The 15,082-nt window shown below is 46.9% G+C and carries 20 protein-coding genes and 1 tRNA gene; 8 read left to right on the top strand and 13 right to left on the bottom strand.

All coding sequences use genetic code 11. The annotated features are described in order from the left end of the window. The first annotated feature begins 84 nt into the window (after nt 1–84). Nucleotides 85–2,079: a right-handed parallel beta-helix repeat-containing protein gene (locus F7P81_RS09960; RefSeq protein ID WP_151159335.1), complete on the top strand. Its 1,995-nt coding sequence runs from the start codon at nt 85–87 to the stop codon at nt 2,077–2,079. Here the strand turns inward: F7P81_RS09960 and F7P81_RS09955 are convergent. Continuing rightward, nucleotides 2,033–3,181 carry an acyltransferase family protein gene (locus F7P81_RS09955; protein ID WP_151159334.1) on the bottom strand — a complete coding sequence of 383 codons (1,149 nt, stop codon included), beginning with the start codon at nt 3,179–3,181 and terminating at the stop codon, nt 2,033–2,035. The genes F7P81_RS09960 and F7P81_RS09955 overlap by 47 nt on opposite strands. Before the next feature lie 533 nt (nt 3,182–3,714). On the opposite strand from F7P81_RS09955, the gene F7P81_RS09950 reads away from it, so the two are divergent. The 3 genes from F7P81_RS09950 (at nt 3,715) to F7P81_RS09940 (ending at nt 5,114) form a co-directional block, all read left to right on the top strand. Beyond that, on the top strand, nt 3,715–4,467 hold the full coding sequence (locus F7P81_RS09950; protein ID WP_246176085.1) for a glycoside hydrolase family 108 protein: 753 nt from the start codon (nt 3,715–3,717) through the stop codon (nt 4,465–4,467). Then, nucleotides 4,464–4,724, top strand: coding sequence for a hypothetical protein (locus F7P81_RS09945; RefSeq protein ID WP_151159333.1), 261 nt, complete (start codon nt 4,464–4,466; stop codon nt 4,722–4,724). Before F7P81_RS09950 ends, F7P81_RS09945 begins: the two co-directional genes overlap by 4 nt. Before the next feature lie 96 nt (nt 4,725–4,820). Then, nucleotides 4,821–5,114: a hypothetical protein gene (locus F7P81_RS09940; RefSeq protein WP_151159332.1), complete on the top strand. Its 294-nt coding sequence runs from the start codon at nt 4,821–4,823 to the stop codon at nt 5,112–5,114. Here the strand turns inward: F7P81_RS09940 and F7P81_RS09935 are convergent. The 7 genes from F7P81_RS09935 to F7P81_RS09910 form a co-directional block, all read right to left on the bottom strand. Continuing rightward, nucleotides 5,101–5,388, bottom strand: coding sequence for a hypothetical protein (locus tag F7P81_RS09935; RefSeq protein WP_151159331.1), 288 nt, complete (start codon nt 5,386–5,388; stop codon nt 5,101–5,103). The two genes, F7P81_RS09940 and F7P81_RS09935, sit on opposite strands and share 14 nt — an antisense overlap. 58 nt (nt 5,389–5,446) lie before the next feature. Continuing rightward, entirely contained in the window at nt 5,447–5,656 is a 210-nt protein-coding gene (locus tag F7P81_RS09930) for a cold-shock protein (protein WP_028233511.1), read from the bottom strand. 242 nt (nt 5,657–5,898) lie between these two features. Beyond that, a complete protein-coding gene (locus tag F7P81_RS09925) occupies nt 5,899–6,096 on the bottom strand; it encodes a hypothetical protein (RefSeq protein ID WP_151159330.1) in 198 nt (65 codons plus the stop codon). A gap of 218 nt (nt 6,097–6,314) precedes the next feature. Next, nucleotides 6,315–6,518, bottom strand: coding sequence for a CsbD family protein (locus F7P81_RS09920; RefSeq protein WP_122009143.1), 204 nt, complete (start codon nt 6,516–6,518; stop codon nt 6,315–6,317). Nucleotides 6,519–6,614: 96 nt separating this feature from the next. Continuing rightward, nucleotides 6,615–6,776 (bottom strand): hypothetical protein, encoded by a 162-nt coding sequence (locus F7P81_RS17050; RefSeq protein WP_170265235.1) that lies wholly within the window; start codon nt 6,774–6,776, stop codon nt 6,615–6,617. Next, complete coding sequence (locus F7P81_RS09915; RefSeq protein ID WP_075656814.1) at nt 6,773–7,027, bottom strand: hypothetical protein; 255 nt, start codon at nt 7,025–7,027, stop codon at nt 6,773–6,775. The genes F7P81_RS17050 and F7P81_RS09915 overlap by 4 nt, the downstream gene beginning before the upstream one ends. Continuing rightward, nucleotides 7,027–8,301, bottom strand: a complete 1,275-nt coding sequence (locus F7P81_RS09910; RefSeq protein ID WP_151159329.1) for a Y-family DNA polymerase — start codon at nt 8,299–8,301, stop codon at nt 7,027–7,029. Before F7P81_RS09910 ends, F7P81_RS09915 begins: the two co-directional genes overlap by 1 nt. 301 nt (nt 8,302–8,602) lie before the next feature. Between F7P81_RS09910 and F7P81_RS09905 the strand changes: the two genes are divergently transcribed. Both F7P81_RS09905 and F7P81_RS09900 read left to right on the top strand, forming a co-directional pair. Further along, nucleotides 8,603–8,679, top strand: a tRNA-Pro gene (locus F7P81_RS09905). 215 nt (nt 8,680–8,894) lie between these two features. Further along, nucleotides 8,895–9,179 (top strand): hypothetical protein, encoded by a 285-nt coding sequence (locus F7P81_RS09900; RefSeq protein ID WP_151159328.1) that lies wholly within the window; start codon nt 8,895–8,897, stop codon nt 9,177–9,179. Nucleotides 9,180–9,252: 73 nt separating this feature from the next. On the opposite strand, the gene F7P81_RS09895 is transcribed toward F7P81_RS09900, so the two are convergent. The 3 genes from F7P81_RS09895 to F7P81_RS09885 form a co-directional block, all read right to left on the bottom strand. Then, entirely contained in the window at nt 9,253–9,771 is a 519-nt protein-coding gene (locus F7P81_RS09895) for a DUF3060 domain-containing protein (RefSeq protein WP_151159327.1), read from the bottom strand. A 40-nt stretch (nt 9,772–9,811) separates the two neighbouring features. Then, nucleotides 9,812–10,156 (bottom strand): DMT family protein, encoded by a 345-nt coding sequence (locus F7P81_RS09890; protein ID WP_028233603.1) that lies wholly within the window; start codon nt 10,154–10,156, stop codon nt 9,812–9,814. Between the two features lie 247 nt (nt 10,157–10,403). Continuing rightward, entirely contained in the window at nt 10,404–10,703 is a 300-nt protein-coding gene (locus F7P81_RS09885) for an XRE family transcriptional regulator (protein WP_151159326.1), read from the bottom strand. 446 nt (nt 10,704–11,149) lie between these two features. Here F7P81_RS09885 and F7P81_RS09880 point away from each other — a divergent pair, with 446 nt between their 5' ends. Continuing rightward, nucleotides 11,150–12,784, top strand: a complete 1,635-nt coding sequence (locus F7P81_RS09880) for a phosphoethanolamine transferase (protein WP_151159325.1) — start codon at nt 11,150–11,152, stop codon at nt 12,782–12,784. A gap of 64 nt (nt 12,785–12,848) precedes the next feature. Here F7P81_RS09880 and F7P81_RS09875 read toward each other — a convergent pair whose 3' ends face one another. Together F7P81_RS09875 and F7P81_RS09870 are read right to left on the bottom strand one after the other, a co-directional pair. After that, a complete protein-coding gene (locus F7P81_RS09875; protein WP_022710787.1) occupies nt 12,849–13,142 on the bottom strand; it encodes a hypothetical protein in 294 nt (97 codons plus the stop codon). Between the two features lie 53 nt (nt 13,143–13,195). Then, the gene (locus F7P81_RS09870) at nt 13,196–13,447 is read right to left on the bottom strand and encodes a GlsB/YeaQ/YmgE family stress response membrane protein (RefSeq protein WP_022710788.1); all 252 of its coding nucleotides are present in this window, start codon (nt 13,445–13,447) and stop codon (nt 13,196–13,198) included. 351 nt (nt 13,448–13,798) lie between these two features. On the opposite strand from F7P81_RS09870, the gene F7P81_RS09865 reads away from it, so the two are divergent. Continuing rightward, nucleotides 13,799–14,935, top strand: coding sequence for a GGDEF domain-containing protein (locus F7P81_RS09865; protein ID WP_151159324.1), 1,137 nt, complete (start codon nt 13,799–13,801; stop codon nt 14,933–14,935). Nucleotides 14,936–15,082: the final 147 nt, after the last annotated feature.

Below are 15,082 nucleotides of genomic sequence, written 5' to 3'. Positions count from 1 at the left end.
ATGACATCTTATTGCCTCGCGTGTGCGGGGCTTTTTTTGTTTTGGCCGCTCAGTTTTTGGGCGGCTTTTTAATTGGAGCATTACATGACCGTTCCTGTACCTGATCAGCTTGAATACATCTCAGATGCAGATGGCACGACAACTGAGTTCCCGTATCCGAAGCGTTTTTTACAGTCGGATGAAATTGTTGTCTTACTGCGTGATGCTGACGGGGTAGATACTCAACAGTATCTTAATCAACATTATTCTATCGCTGGCAGTGCATGGCCAAATGGTGGTGCGATCTCATTTTATGTCGCGCCAGCTGTTGGGGTGAAAGTTGTTCGCTATCGAATGACACAGGCTAAACAAACTGTTGATTTGGAAAACCGACAACGCAATGACGCGCCAAGTGTTGAACTTCAACTTGATCGTACGGTCATGGCAATTCAGGACACTCGCCGATCTGTATCCAAGCTGGAAGCTATGTCTGATGAAATTGGATTGGCTCAAGGGTATGCAGAGCAGGCAGCGGAAGCGCGTGATAGTGCACGCGATGCACGAGAGGACGCAGAACGAGCAGCCGAGCGTAACTGGTTCGCTTTTGAAACACGTGATCAGGTAGCCCTTACCATCGTTCCATCGTCAACACATTATATCCGAACAGCAGGCGAAAGCATGCGGGGAGATGGCAAGGGAGGGCTGTACATTGATGAGCCAAACGGCACTGCGAACACGGTGGATAGTCTAGACGGGCGCACTTGGTATAAGGTTGTAGATGTCGAGGCCGAACGTGTCCTTCAGGCCCCAGCCTATACACGCATGACCGCGCGCATTGTTGCCGATGCATTGTCGGGACAACCAATCTCACCGTTTCACTTTGGCGGCAATGGGCTTGCAATAGACCAGTCAAACGCACTCCAAAACGCGCTTGAATTCACGCTCCTAGACGACACTAACCCTCAGTCATGTACTCTTGATTTAGTCGGACGCAATTGGCGGACAAATAAGGGGCTGACTATCAGAGATGTACCGAAGACGAAGCGGACGATACAAAACGGCCAGCTTACTGCGATTGGTGCATACGCAGATGAAGCATTGCTTGATATACGTCCAACGGCGAATGGTGGCGCAGGTGGTAGCAATACCAACTGGGTTAACGCGCTTAAGATCAAAGACGTGCACATATTGGGAGGTCAGTCGGCTGGCGCTGTGTTGGTCAACGACAGTATAGCGGTCAAAAATGCACATGGCGTCGTTATTGAAGGGTGCTATCTACAATGGTTCCGTGGCCATGGGGTCATCGATTATACTGATAGAGCTGCAACGGAAACAATCGTCCGTCACAATCGCATTGTCGGGGCATACGGAAATTCAGAGGGTGTTCGCATATCAGGTGCGGATGCTGAGATTGGTGGTAAAAATATGATTTCTAATTGCAGGAGAGGGATTGTTTCTCTTATGCATTCAGTTAACATTGAGTATAATCATATTTACGACTGTACTGATGCTAGTATTTATTACAATGACACAGCTGCTTTGTGCCAAGGTAACTACATTGATAATGCGCCTATCGTCATCTGTAATCCGAGAGGCTTATTTACAGGTAATAAATTCCTACGCGCACTGACCTCTCCCATGGGAGAGGGTAGCGCTTTTGTAGTGCTGTTCCCCGCCGTACCCTCTTTATTTGTGCAGGGATTTAACTTTCAAGATAATTCCTTCGCAAACACAGCAGGTGGGCAGGTTAAGATGTTCGCTGTAAACGAAAGCAAGGGATCAATTGGCTCAGTGTATTCCAGCATCGTTGATGGTAATACTATAAGTTCAGTCACTGGTTCGGTTTTACCGCAAAGATCACGTCCTCGTGGGCGTCTACAAATCAGCGCGAGTGTGTCGGGCGACCTAGATATGTCGTCTCAACTTCCGTTCGGGCGGCTGCGCCACGCGGAGGTGACATGGAACAAGGATTCCGCATCTTCTGTAATTCCTGCTGTAGCTGTTACCAATATATCGGATGCCGGCGTAGTGACAATTGGATTGTCTCAAGCGGCTACAGGTCGCGCTTATATCCGAGGGGATATAAGCGAATTTGTTTAAGATTTTTTGTTCCGTTCACGAAAATTTTAGCACGTTCAATTATGGGGGTCTCAATATACTTGTAACTTGCCGCTGCTGCGAGTGTAGTAATTGGAAATGATACAACAAAAAGTATAGCTAAAGCTCCCCAATGGCCGAAAATATCAAATCTACCCCATATCACAAAGTATGAAATTACGAGCAAGAACGGCATGTGGTAAATATAAAATCCATAAGATCTATCACCAAACCATTTTATTGGTCGTAGGATAGCTGTCGACATACGAAGAATATTTGAATTCTGTGCCGTCGAAGCTAAAAACCAAGTAAAACCCCATATTGGGAGAGCTATTGAATAGCCGCGCAAGTATGATTGACTTAAAATAATCAAAATTATCAATGATAATTTCAGTGGCCAATGAATATAAGCAGAGGGCTTGAAAGCAACAGCAGATGCCATTCCGATAACAAAATAATCGAGCCGCAGTGGAAGAAATGAAGGTGATGAAGATGTCCAAAACCCTTTAATCCATATTGCAATTTGACCAAAGATGATGACAGCCACGATAAAAGATAGAAAGGTCAATGTTTTTTTCTTTGCAAGAAGAAAGAATAGCAACGGTGCAACCAAGTAAAACTGCCACTCCAGTGATATTGACCACAGCGGGCCGCTGAAGGCATATTCGCTTGACGGTATTATGCTATATGGAACCATCCCATGAAGCAAAGACAAGTGCAGTGCAAGATTTTGCCAAAAATTAGCAAATACTTCCCCATGACGTGAGGCGAACCACGGCATGTGTTTGGTATAGTCGGAGTTTCCGAGAACAGGCCCATAGAGATAAGAAGTTGCGATCCCCAAACACAACGCGATTAAATAGGCCGGATAGATACGAGCAAACCTTCTAAGGATATACCGTGGATAAGATTCCGGCTTATTAAGCCTCATGAGGCCTATTACAAATCCACTTAACATTACAAATACGTCAACAGCCAAATCGCCACGGCTTAATAGCGGGTGCCAAAACCCGCAAATTAATAGCAAATGAGATAAATATACCCAAAACGCTGCGATTCCACGCGTCACATCAAAGAAATCATACTCAGCATTCCGCAACGTCATTCCCCCAGCATTAAATTCCGTAACAGAAGGCCATCTAAATCACGTTTTTTCACCGACCGCTACCTTTCGATTGCACTACCACTGATGGGGCAACCCCAGCAAGCACCAAAAAGCCGAAACCACAGCACTGCCTCTGAAGCGGTTTATTGCCGAGTGGGAAACACAATGACACGACGTATCAGCGCGGCGTGACTTACGCTGACCCAGCCACCGAATGATTGACTGTATATTTCTACAATTAAGATCGGAAAAATCGTTCAGAGTAATCATTTTGAACAACCCCAATTCTCCATTATTGCATCTCTCTGATGCAGTCGGAGCGCATGTGAACAGCGTTTTCGGCATTTATTCGCAGGCTCTGCCGCAAATTCTGGATGGCACACTTACCGATCAAAACCAGATCGACACTGCATTTGCCTGACCGGCAATAATCACACTGGCCTGATAGTCAGGCACAATCACAGGAAAATTCAGATGGATAAAACCGTGCCAGCTGGCGCGGCGATCCTGCTTGTGTTTACGAAAGGAACGATATGCGTGAGACTTTAACAACCGCGCTTGACCTGATGTTTGGTCATGAGGGCGGATATGTGAATAATCCGAAAGACCCGGGCGGTGCTACGAAATACGGCATTACTCACAGGACATTGGCCGCTCACCGTGGTGTTGCCAGCGTTACACCTGCACAGGTCAAAGCCTTATCCAAAGCAGAAGCCATCGAGATTTACCGGCGCTCTTATTGGGTACAATCTGGCGGCGATCTGCTCCCAGTTGGCATCGACTTCATGGCATTCGATTATGGTGTGAACAGCGGCCCCGCTCAGGCGGTTAAATCGCTGCAGCGTGTGGTCGGTGTGACTGCGGACGGCATTGTTGGTGGCCAGACTGTCGCTGCGGTCAATGCCTATAAAGGTGATCTGATCGACGCTTATGCCGCTGAACGGCTCCGGTTCATGCGCACGTTGAAAACGTGGCCGACATTCGGGCGAGGTTGGCAAAAGCGAGTATCAGCAGTGGTATCGCAGGCTCGTCATATCATACGGGGAATGCAACCAACTACAGATGCCCCCAGCCACTCAGCTAAAGCCAACCCCAAAGATCAGTCAATCACGGAAACGCTGAAAAAACCAGAGGCATGGGCATCAATCGGCGGCCTTTTATCCGGTCTTGGCGGTATGGCCTCCGGTACCGGTCCCATGCAGTGGGCGCTTGCAATCATCATGGTTGGAGCGTTCGCTACAGGTGCATATTTCCTTATTAAGCGCATGCAGGATCAGGCAGCATGAAGATCAGTCTTCAACACATCATCGGCGCGGTAATCGGAGGGGCAGTTTCAGGCCTCTTTTTTTATGCGCTTGGGCAACATGACGGCAAGCAGGATGCGGCCTTGAAAGCCGCTCAAGCTGTGACACAGGCAATCCAGAACAGGGCAGGGATTAATGAAACAATCAACAATATGGATAGTGTTGCTCTGTGTGCTGAGCTTGGCGGGGTGCGCGACCAGTGCGAACAATTGCGCGGGATGGCAGAAGATCAGCCTTAAACCGGAAACCGCTGTCTATCTGGCAGGTAATGACCAGAGCGCAGGTAAGGGCATTGCTGGTCATAATGCATATGGGAACAAGGCGGGGTGCTGGTGATGTCGCCAACAGAGAATGATGTCGATCTTCGTTCCCGCGTTGTAAATCTTGAGCAGCAGCTAACGGGTATTCTCCCGCGCCTTGTGGTTCTCGAGAAGTTTCAGGTTCAATCTGAAATAGCAGATGCACGCAAAGACGAACAATGGAAGCATATGGACAACCGGTTTAACGATCTTGAGAAGAAAATATCCGGTGTAAGTGATACTCTGGCTAAGGTCGTTTGGCTTATAATAAGCGCTCTGATCCTTGGGGTTGTCAGCTTCATGATAAAGGGTGGTTTTAATGTGGCTTAATGTTGCTCTTTGGTTTTGATTTCTTTGTTTTTGAAGGCGGTGTGATCGCTGCTTGAGCAAGTCTTTGTGCTTTTAATCGCGCGGTCTTTTCATCGCGAAGTTTCACATTTTCTTCGATTTCATCGGAGATACGTGCATGAACACTGCTTTGATGCTGTGTTTTCTCAAAGGCAATTTCTGCATTTTGACGTAATAAGCTATGCATTGATTTCATCTGGTAGCCAATCTTGATGTGAGAAATAAAAAAGGCCAGACAAAATGCCTGACCTCTCATTTTGTGTATTCTCTCCAGTGCCAGTACATCCGTGGTCAAAGGAGTGAGTTACACCAAGTTATGCTGCTTGCAGATTGCAAGCTGACATTTTGCCCGACTTATTATCACGCTCAAGATCGTAACCGAGCTTCTGGCCTTCAACGATTTCACGCATGCCAGCGCGTTCAACGGCTGAAATGTGAACAAATACGTCTGCATTGCCGTTGTCAGGCTGAATGAAGCCGAAGCCTTTTGTGGAATTAAACCATTTAACTGTGCCGGTGGTCATAATGAACCCTTTCATAGCAACATAAGGTGCTCATAACGCAGGATAGCGTTACGAGTATGATAGCGATTTTTGAGATGAAAGGTTCGTTAAGGGCGCAGATGCCGCGCAAAAAGCAAAGCTAAACAAGTAAAATATCGATATTGGTAATGTAGCTGGTTTTAAAATTTTGTCAACTGTTGGTTTGAATAATTATTAAATGCTACTTTTGGTTGTTTTGTTGGGCTGTGTAGCAAACTTTTCAATTAACGAAATCTCGAAAGCCCGCCGCCGGTATTTTTAAGGATGGCACCTAAACTTCTGTTTTCATCATTAATATTGGGCATGCTAAGTTTTGTTATAATACCTTGTGCAGCTCCCAGTGGGGTATAATGCGGTTTTCTTTGTTGAGAAACAGCGCGTTCCGGGGTTGATTTATCAAAGTTAATAGGCAAATTATTCATGATACTCTCCTCCTATGTCCATCAATAAATTTTCATTAAAATCGTGACTTAGTATCGCTAATAACCGCTTGATTATTAGTGTGTCAGCGAATGTTATAATTTTAAATTGATGTATGAATTAAAAAATACTATTTAACACATAATGTGTAATTGCGACTTATTAATGTTTATTAATAATTTACTCAAAAATAAAAGCCCCCATAACGGAGGCTTTCAAATTACCAATTTTGGCGTGTATACCAGTCGTCAATGTCTTTTTTAACGCGGTCTTTTTCTATTCCGTAACGCTCCTGAATCTTGCCTTCCAGCTGCTCACGGCGACCGTTAATTTGGTCAATATCATCATCTGTGAGCTTTCCCCACTGCTCTTTGACCTTGCCTTTCAACTGTTTCCAATTCCCTTCAACGCGGTTCCAATCCATGGGATGCTCCTTTGTTTTTGGTTGTTGGTACATAGAAGTAACGGTACGATCAGCAAATGGTTCACCTTTTAATTGTAAAATAAATATTTCAGCTTTTTACAAAGGGGTTAGGTTGCCATCATCTTTGTGTTCAAAACAGAACCATTCAGTGCCGTAGCGTCCTTTGAAGCCATAAGCTCCCCACTTATTGCATCCTTTATGCATGCAATAATGAATGTACACGCCTTTCGATATGCGGGATTGTGTTTCGTCGCTCATGCCAGCCCTCCGGTAAAGCCGGACATTTCATCCAGCCGAACCATGGCCATGCGCATTTGACCTTTGCAGCCTCTAGCTTTGCATCGGGCACGCTTCTCGATCTCATCCAGATAGAGTTGTTCGCGCCCTTTGGCTGTGCAGATCGTGGCCTTGTTGATGTAAACAAGCCTGCTGCATTTCTTGCAGATCATTTCCAGCTTTTGAGTGTCAGATAAATCACTGACCCTGTAGTTTGTTTTCCAGTTACCCATTAGTAGAAGTCCTCCGCAGAGGGGATGCGCACATAGCTGATCTTGCCGCCGACATGTCCGCCTGCAGGCGGCTTCCATTCGCCCATGTGGACAATCGTGCTGGAATATTTGGAATTGAGCGCATCCATAGCGCCATTGGCTCTTTCCCATTTCTGCCGGATTGCATCATCATTGTTGAAGATATCTAGCTGACGGGCATTGGCCTCGCTCAAATCCATCAGAGTGACACCGACACGGAAAATGGTTGTGCGCCTCGGCAGCTCTCTCCGTGCGCATTCCCAAAGCGCTGTATGCGCTGTCATGATGGCTTGCTCATCATTCACGGTCGGCATTTTGATCGTGCGAAACCATGAGCCGCCATCAATTGCCATCCAGAGCCACAAGCCGCTGGCATAATATTCCTCGCGCCGCAATCGCCTGCCAGCTTTGACCAAGAGCAAGCGGGCAATCTCATAGGCTCCGTTGATACTACGGCTCTCCGGCGGCAATACACGAGCATGGCCATACATGCCACGCTTCTGCGGCATGGCCTGAATGTCATAGCCGTGCAGCGCCATCCACAGCCGCTCTCCGTTCACACTTCGCCAGATTTTGCGCATATGCTTTGGCTGCAAGTTGTATAGCTGCTCGGTTGTGATCACTTGACTATGAGCCAGCCGCATTTTCATGCTGTGGCCAACACCCGGAACATCTTCCAGCTTCACCTGAAACAATGGCTCCGGCATCATATGGGGATGCCAGATTGCTAAGCCATTGCCATACTGACCGGCTTTTTTGCTGGCATCCTTTCCAGCCTTACAGGCCATCTTTGCCAGCTGCCGGTTGGCTGCGAAGCCGATAGAGCAGGTGATAAACTCGCCTATGTTTTTCTCAATGGTGCTTTTGATTTGCTCAGATAGACCTTCCGGATCACGCCGTCCTCGGTCATCCAGAATGCATGTCAGCTCATCAATGCTCTTAGCCGTATCAATCGGGATAACCGTTTCAATTTCACAGAGCAGGGCGCTATGAGCGCGGCGATACAGGTCTGGCTTCTGCTCCACTAAAATCAGGTCAGGGCAGAGTGCTTTCGCATCCTTAATCCGCATGACGTTTTTTACACCATAGGCTTTTGCTTCTTTTGAGCAGGCAATGACTGCCGTGCGGTCTGTTCCGACAAACGGCACGACACCGACCGGCCTACCACGCAGGCGCTTATCGCATTGCTGTTCTACACTCGCAAAAAAGCCGTCAAAGTCGAGGTATAGGCGTTCAATGGTTTCTGGCTTACGCATGGCACAACAAATCCGTGGCGCAAACGAGTGCGCAAAACAGGGTATAAGTTTTAATAATCTCTAATTTGTTCTACAAATGTTCTCAAAATGAGAAAGAGTCAACAGGGATTATTTATGGCCGGTCGGGGCTGTGAATTGCTGTGAATTCAACACAGGAACGAAACAAGAAACCGCGTGGCGTTTCTCGTGGCGTTTATGGTTCCCATTGGTGCCACGCGATCCTTCTGTGTCCCTTATGTTCTTTTGGTTGTTAAATGGGACTTGCCATAAAAGCCTTTATAATCTAGGGCTTTTAGGTGTTCGGAGCGTAGCGCAGCCAGGTAGCGCACTTGACTGGGGGTCAAGGGGTCGTGGGTTCGAATCCCGCCGCTCCGACCATGTTTTACTGATTTAAATGTGTTTTTCTGCGTAACCGGCTTATTGTTTTAAGACCGGTTTACAGCTTTGTTTTGCTTCATACTACAGAGAAATAGCTCTTAGTTCTGCTATGCAATATTGCTGAACGGCCTATTCATCACACATTCATTGTGACCGGTTTACCTTTGAAATACTCCGATGGGGAGGAAGTATTAACAACAGAGGGAGGACTACCAATGTTTATCAAAGATTTGCTTAAAGTAGTAATGACATCTGCAATTGTTCTTATTCCTGCAGCCGAAGCTTACGCCTATAAAAACATTTCTCAAAAAGACAGCTCCGGCAGAACAGTTCATTGGGTACGGTGTGATAATGGTTATCAGTTTATTGTCGGAGATGGCAGCAGTGCGCCATCAGCTGCATTTGCTGAGCGTATCTGTGCAAAGCAGGGAAGTGGCCTGACGACAGGCGCAAAAGACAAAGTGAAAGAATTCAAAGGGCTGGAAGCCGTTTCCAAGTAAAAACAGGCATTTACCCGTCAAATGAATGAAGCCCCGTTCGGGGCTTCATTCATTTTATAAACTATAGGCGAAATCAGTTTGCTTTTTTAACTTCGTGATCGGCACCGTAAATTGAAATCGCCGGATCTTTAACACCTGATGCGACAGACCAATTGATTTTATGGCCAACCCCGCCGACTTCGATTTTGGTGGCACTTTCCAGGGTAACATTCACCACATTTTGTGCACCGCTCACTTCAAGCTCGGCTCTGTCATTATCATTGGAACGTAATGTGGCTGTGACTTCATGATTGGCCACGTCCACAGAGAGGTCTTTCACGCGGCCGCCGGTCACTTTATTGTCGGAGCCGGACACCGAGACATCATCAGCTTCTTCAAATGTAACCTGATGATTGGTGCCGTGAATGACAATATCATCGCATTTTCCGGTCAGTTTGATGATATTCTTTGCACCATAAATGCCGATATCATTCGATGAACAGGCAATATCACGTGTAATGCCGGAGCCTTCAACTGTCAGCTCTTCTGCGTATGCAGCACCTGAAATAAGAACACTCATTAAAGTGATTGCGGAAATTTTGAGTTTCATCATGTCACTCTCTGTTGAGGGAGGGGAGGTATTCTGTATATCTCTAAAATGGCCCTTTAAATACAAAAAAAGCGCCAAGGCAGATAAATGCGAAACCAATCATATGATTGATGGTTATGCTTTCTCCCAGATACAGCACAGAAAATCCGGCAAATACGCTGAGAGTGATAACCTCCTGAATGGTTTTGAGCTCTGCCGCACTATAGATGCCATGCCCCATTCTGTTGGCCGGAACCGCAAGGCAATATTCAGCAAAAGCGATCAGCCAGCTAACAATAATGACCAGCAAAAGCGGCTTATTTGTAAATTTGAGATGCCCGTACCAGGCAAATGTCATGAAGATATTGGATGCGCAAAGCAGTAAGATCGGCTTGAGATAATCAGCCATATGTGCCTCGGTGTGATCGGCGGCAGCCGCACTCAGCGTGCAATCATTGTGACGGGCTGAGCGTTCTGGCAGGCCGGAACGGGATAAAAAGATGGTGCGAACAGCAAGATCTTTTATCGGTTTGTTTTACCTTTGAACAGATCGCCCGCGAGGCCGAAAACCCATTTTCACGGACAGAAAAAGACAGACAATTCCTCTGCTTTGTTCTGCCCGTGACGGATTTCTTTAATCAGACAGATGTTTCCGTTTAAGGAACTTCATCATAGGCAACAATGCCGCCTTCGCTTTCCAGCGTAGAGAGGCGCCGTGCTTCGGATCGTGTAAATTTCAATCTGACGCCGATACCGCCGCCATTTTCCGGAATGAACACGGCTCCGGCATCTTCGAGCGCTTTTTGCAGCGCTACAAGGATAGTCTCGTCCGGTGTTTCAAGTTTACGTTCAAATAACTCAATCACACGGATATCAATGCCTGAGAATGATGACAGTCTTTCACGGCTGAGTTCAATTAATGCGCGGGCAGCTTTAGATTGCGGGCCGGTAATCATTACAAGTCTGTCCTTCTGATTGCGGTGCCGTCGGGAAGATATTGGCGGGCACCGTAAGCGTTTGAGAAATAGAACTTTATTCAATCCATCATAGCTCAGTTGCTGGAAGTTGAAACAAGACTTTTTGAAGCGGCAGGGAAATTCAGTGAGGTGCATTCCGGGGCAGAAAGCTGCTTTGTAATATAGGAATTGCAAAGGAATATATTCTTATTCTGATTGCAATGTCACAATTTTGCCCGGAAGCTGGCGCTTCAATCTTCAGGAGAAAATCTCAAGTTTGAATTTGATAAGTAATTGTAATTTCTGTCTTTTCGTAAAAAAAATATTTCAAAAACGCGCATACTTACTCAGCTGGTTTTGATCTGCTTTGTAGCTTGCTCAAAAACGCGTTGTTTCTTGATGAAGATATTGAATCTGTGCGTTTTTAAACGTCGAACAGGTGAGTTATGAAATTCAAAAGAATTTCTGTTGCAAGTAATCTATTATGCTTCATAACAGCCATTTATATTACTGTATTTTTTAACCGCGCAGCTTTTGTTTTCATCGCAGACTATCTCAAAGGAGATTTTCTGAGCACCGGCATTATCGCTGCAACATTGTTTTTATTGACCTATTGTTTGCTGGTTTTATTTTCAGCGCCATATCTCATCAAGCCTGCATTGATTTTCTTTGTCACGGTGTCTGCATCCGCGGCATATTTCATTGACCACTTCGGTGTTTTGATTACGCCGAATATGATTGAAAATGCTGCGACAACCACAAGGGCTGAATCCGGTCACCTGATGAATGCGCATTTTGTAACGAATATGCTGCTTTATGCCGGTTTGCCGTCTCTTCTGATTATCTGGGTTGAGGTCAGGCACCGGCCTTTTGTGCAAAAATTATGGGTCAACACGCTGCTGATCAGCGGCTGCTTGGTTGCCGGTGTTGCTCTGCTTCTGACAAATTTTGGCACTTTTTCTTCGATGTTTCGTGAAAAGAAAGCGGAAATCACCGGCAGGTTCAACCCGCTGGCACCGCTCAGCAGTACCATCCGTTATTTCGTGAAGGTCAATGACGAGCGCACCTATATTGCTCAGCCGCTCGGTACGGATGCTGTACAGACCAAGCCATATCAAGAGGGTAGTAATAAAAAGCGCCTGACGGTGATTGTGGTTGGCGAAACAGCACGCGCACAGAATTTCAGTTTCAATAATTATTACCGCGATACAAATCCGATGCTGCGTGAGCGCGATGTGCTGAACTTCACCGATGTCAGCAGTTGCGGAACAGAGACATCTGTTTCTGTGCCATGCATGTTTTCTCCGTTCCCGCGTACGGAATATAGCAGCAAGAAATTCCGCCAGTCTGAAAATCTGCTGGATGTGCTGAAACATGCCGGCATTCAGCCTTTGTGGGTTGAAAATAACACCGGCAGTAAGCGTGTGGCCGATCGTATTGAAACAATTGATATGAGCCAGTTGCAGGAAGGTAATCCGAATTGTGCAGGTGGTGAGTGTTACGATCAGGTGCTGGTAGACACGCTGGCATCCCGTCTCGATAGTTTTAAGACTAACACGGTTGTTGTGTTGCATATGCTCGGCAGTCATGGGCCTGCCTATTACCGGCGCTATCCGCCGGAGCAGGAAGTCTTCAAACCTGCCTGCCGCACGTCAAATTTTGCTGACTGCACTCAGCAGGAAATTGTAAATGCCTATGATAATACAATCGCTTACACCGACAAAATATTAGCGGAAATCATTGACCTGCTGAAATCGAGAGAAAGCGAGTTTGCTTCATCGATGATCTATATGTCCGATCATGGTGAATCCCTTGGCGAGAAAGGGCTGTATCTTCATGCCATGCCTTATTTCATCGCGCCGCGGGAGCAGACGACGATTCCGTTTATCAGCTGGTTTTCACCGGATTTTATGAAGGAGAATGATCTGAAACAGGCTTGCCTCAAGACTCTGAGTGATCATCCGGCATCCCATGATAATCTGTTCCATACGGTGCTGGGCTTGATGAATGTGAAGACGACCGTCTATGACAAGGATATGGATATATTCAACAGCTGTCGCGGTGACGGCGCGGCCTCCTGAATATCAAAACAGCGCCGGAATTTCCGGCGCTGTTTTATTGAACTCGCAGGGAGCGTTGCGGCTGTTACCAGCGCGTGTCATTCCGGCAGCTGGCAACCAGAAAACCGAGCACGAAACCGGCAATACCGGCTGTGCTCAGAATGGTTGTTGCGGTGCCCGGATTTTCACGGATGACAGATACGGTTGCCTGCCCCTGTTCTTTGATGGTTGAGGCTGCACGGTTCAGGCGGGTGCGGGCTTCTTCTGCGGCTTCCTCGCCGCGCTGTTTCAAAGATTTGCTCATCGCATCAATCTGCGCGCGCAGTTCTGCAATCTGTTCTTCCATTGCCTGACGGGCATTGTCAGCATTCTCTGCCATTTTCATTCTCCGTTATCTTGACTGTGGAATAGGCGCTTACAAAGGCGTGGGAGTTATCGCCGGATCATGCGCCCCGCTGCAATCAGAATACATGCCCCGATAAAACCGGCGATCAGGTAGCCGAGCCAGCCTCCGAGAACCACGCCGAACATGCCGAGCAGGGCATTGGCGACAGCAGCGCCGATAATACCCAGAATAATATTCATGAAAACGCCGTGGTCACTTTTCATGAACATTTCGGCCAGCCAACCGGCCAGACCACCGATGATAATAGCTGCAATCCAGCCTATCTGAGCATCTTCCATGGTATTTCCCTCATTGTTGACGTTCAGCACATAGTAAAAAGATGGTCTTTGTCTGCCGGAATTTAAGGCGCAGACAAATGCAGCGTTAAATATCTGCTATGAAAGAAAACGTTCAGGGTGCGTTTTGGTTCCCGTAAAGACAGTGATCCATGCATTGAAAGACATGCAGATACTGTTTTGCATAAAATAAATTTTATGTTGCTTGATGAAAGCCGTTAAAATAATTATCAGAAACATAAAGACCGGCATGCGGGAGTGCATCCTGAAATACAGGCGCATGTGGTCGTGAGGATGTGGGATGGGTAAATCCGGTCAGTTTTCCGGCTCAGAGAAAAAGAAAACTGCTTTGCTATGATTTATCTGCCGCCGGTTTTCTTCTTTTTATTTTCGCTGATGTTTTTCGGTGTGTGGTTCCTTGAGCGGACACGGCCGCATCTCGGACTGTTCGGCTGTGCCTTTCTGCTGGTTTCAATCGGTGTTTTAGCTCAGGTTACATTTACACCGGCTGATATCGGGCAGAATGCAGTATTGTCTGCAACTCTATATGTTGCAGGTGTTCTGTTCTTTTCCCATGGCATTTTAGTCCGGTCAGGCAGACAGCTGCCTTATTGGTTCTATCCTTTGTTTCTGATCTCTATTGTCGGCGGAACGATTTATTATTTTTACATCGAGCGAAACCTGTTTTACCGGATCTACATTATCAATCTGGGGGTGGGGACGATTTTTCTGGCCACAGCCCTGCAGGCACGCTTTTTACTGCGCGGGAATTCCGGAGATAAATTATTATTCTGGCTGATATTGGGGCTTGGTCTGCATTTCTTTCCGCGCACAATTCTGACTGCGGAAAGAATGATGACATCACCTGTCATCGAATTTTCTGCCGGTTCGTTCTGGCTGGTGCTGCAATTCACCATTTCTGTGATCGGTGTCGTGACCGGTATCGGACTGCTGGCCGTGACATTTATGGATATGATTGCGGAGTTGCGCAAAGAACGCGACACGGATTCACTGACCGGTCTGGCAAATCGCCGTCTGTTTTCCCAGCATGTTGAGACCATGATGAGCAGGGGGCGTTCACAGGGGAAACCCATGTGTTTTGCAATGATCGATGTGGATCATTTCAAACTGTATAATGATATTTACGGTCATGCTGCGGGGGATGAGGCTCTGAAACATGTTGCCGGTACAATCAGTGCTACGCTGCGTCGTAGCGAGGATATGGCGGCGAGAATTGGCGGTGAGGAATTCGCACTGTTCTTTTATGATTGTACAACAGAACAAGCCAGACAGTTTCTGGAAAAACTGCGCACGCAGATAGCTGCACTGAAAATCGAGCATGAAGGCTCACAGGTCTCAGCTGTTCTCACAATCAGTGTCGGCGTTGCGGAGCTTGAAAGGAATGAAGACTTTGAAAGCCTTTACCGACGGGCTGACGTGTCACTTTACAGCAGTAAAGCGACCGGCCGCGATCAGGTAACTTTTGCCTGATCTCTGCTGCGGATCAGAAGAAGAAATACCAGATCAGGACTACGACAAAAAACGGAACACCCATCATCCACAAAATACCGGCTCTTAACATCTTTGTTCTCCCTGATTGTCTTGATTTGCTTACAGGGATGTAACGCCGGTGCCGGT

This window comes from Pseudochrobactrum saccharolyticum, assembly GCF_008801715.1.
GTDB classification, from domain to species: domain Bacteria; phylum Pseudomonadota; class Alphaproteobacteria; order Rhizobiales; family Rhizobiaceae; genus Pseudochrobactrum; species Pseudochrobactrum saccharolyticum.
This window is presented reverse-complemented; position numbering and strand designations above follow the sequence as displayed.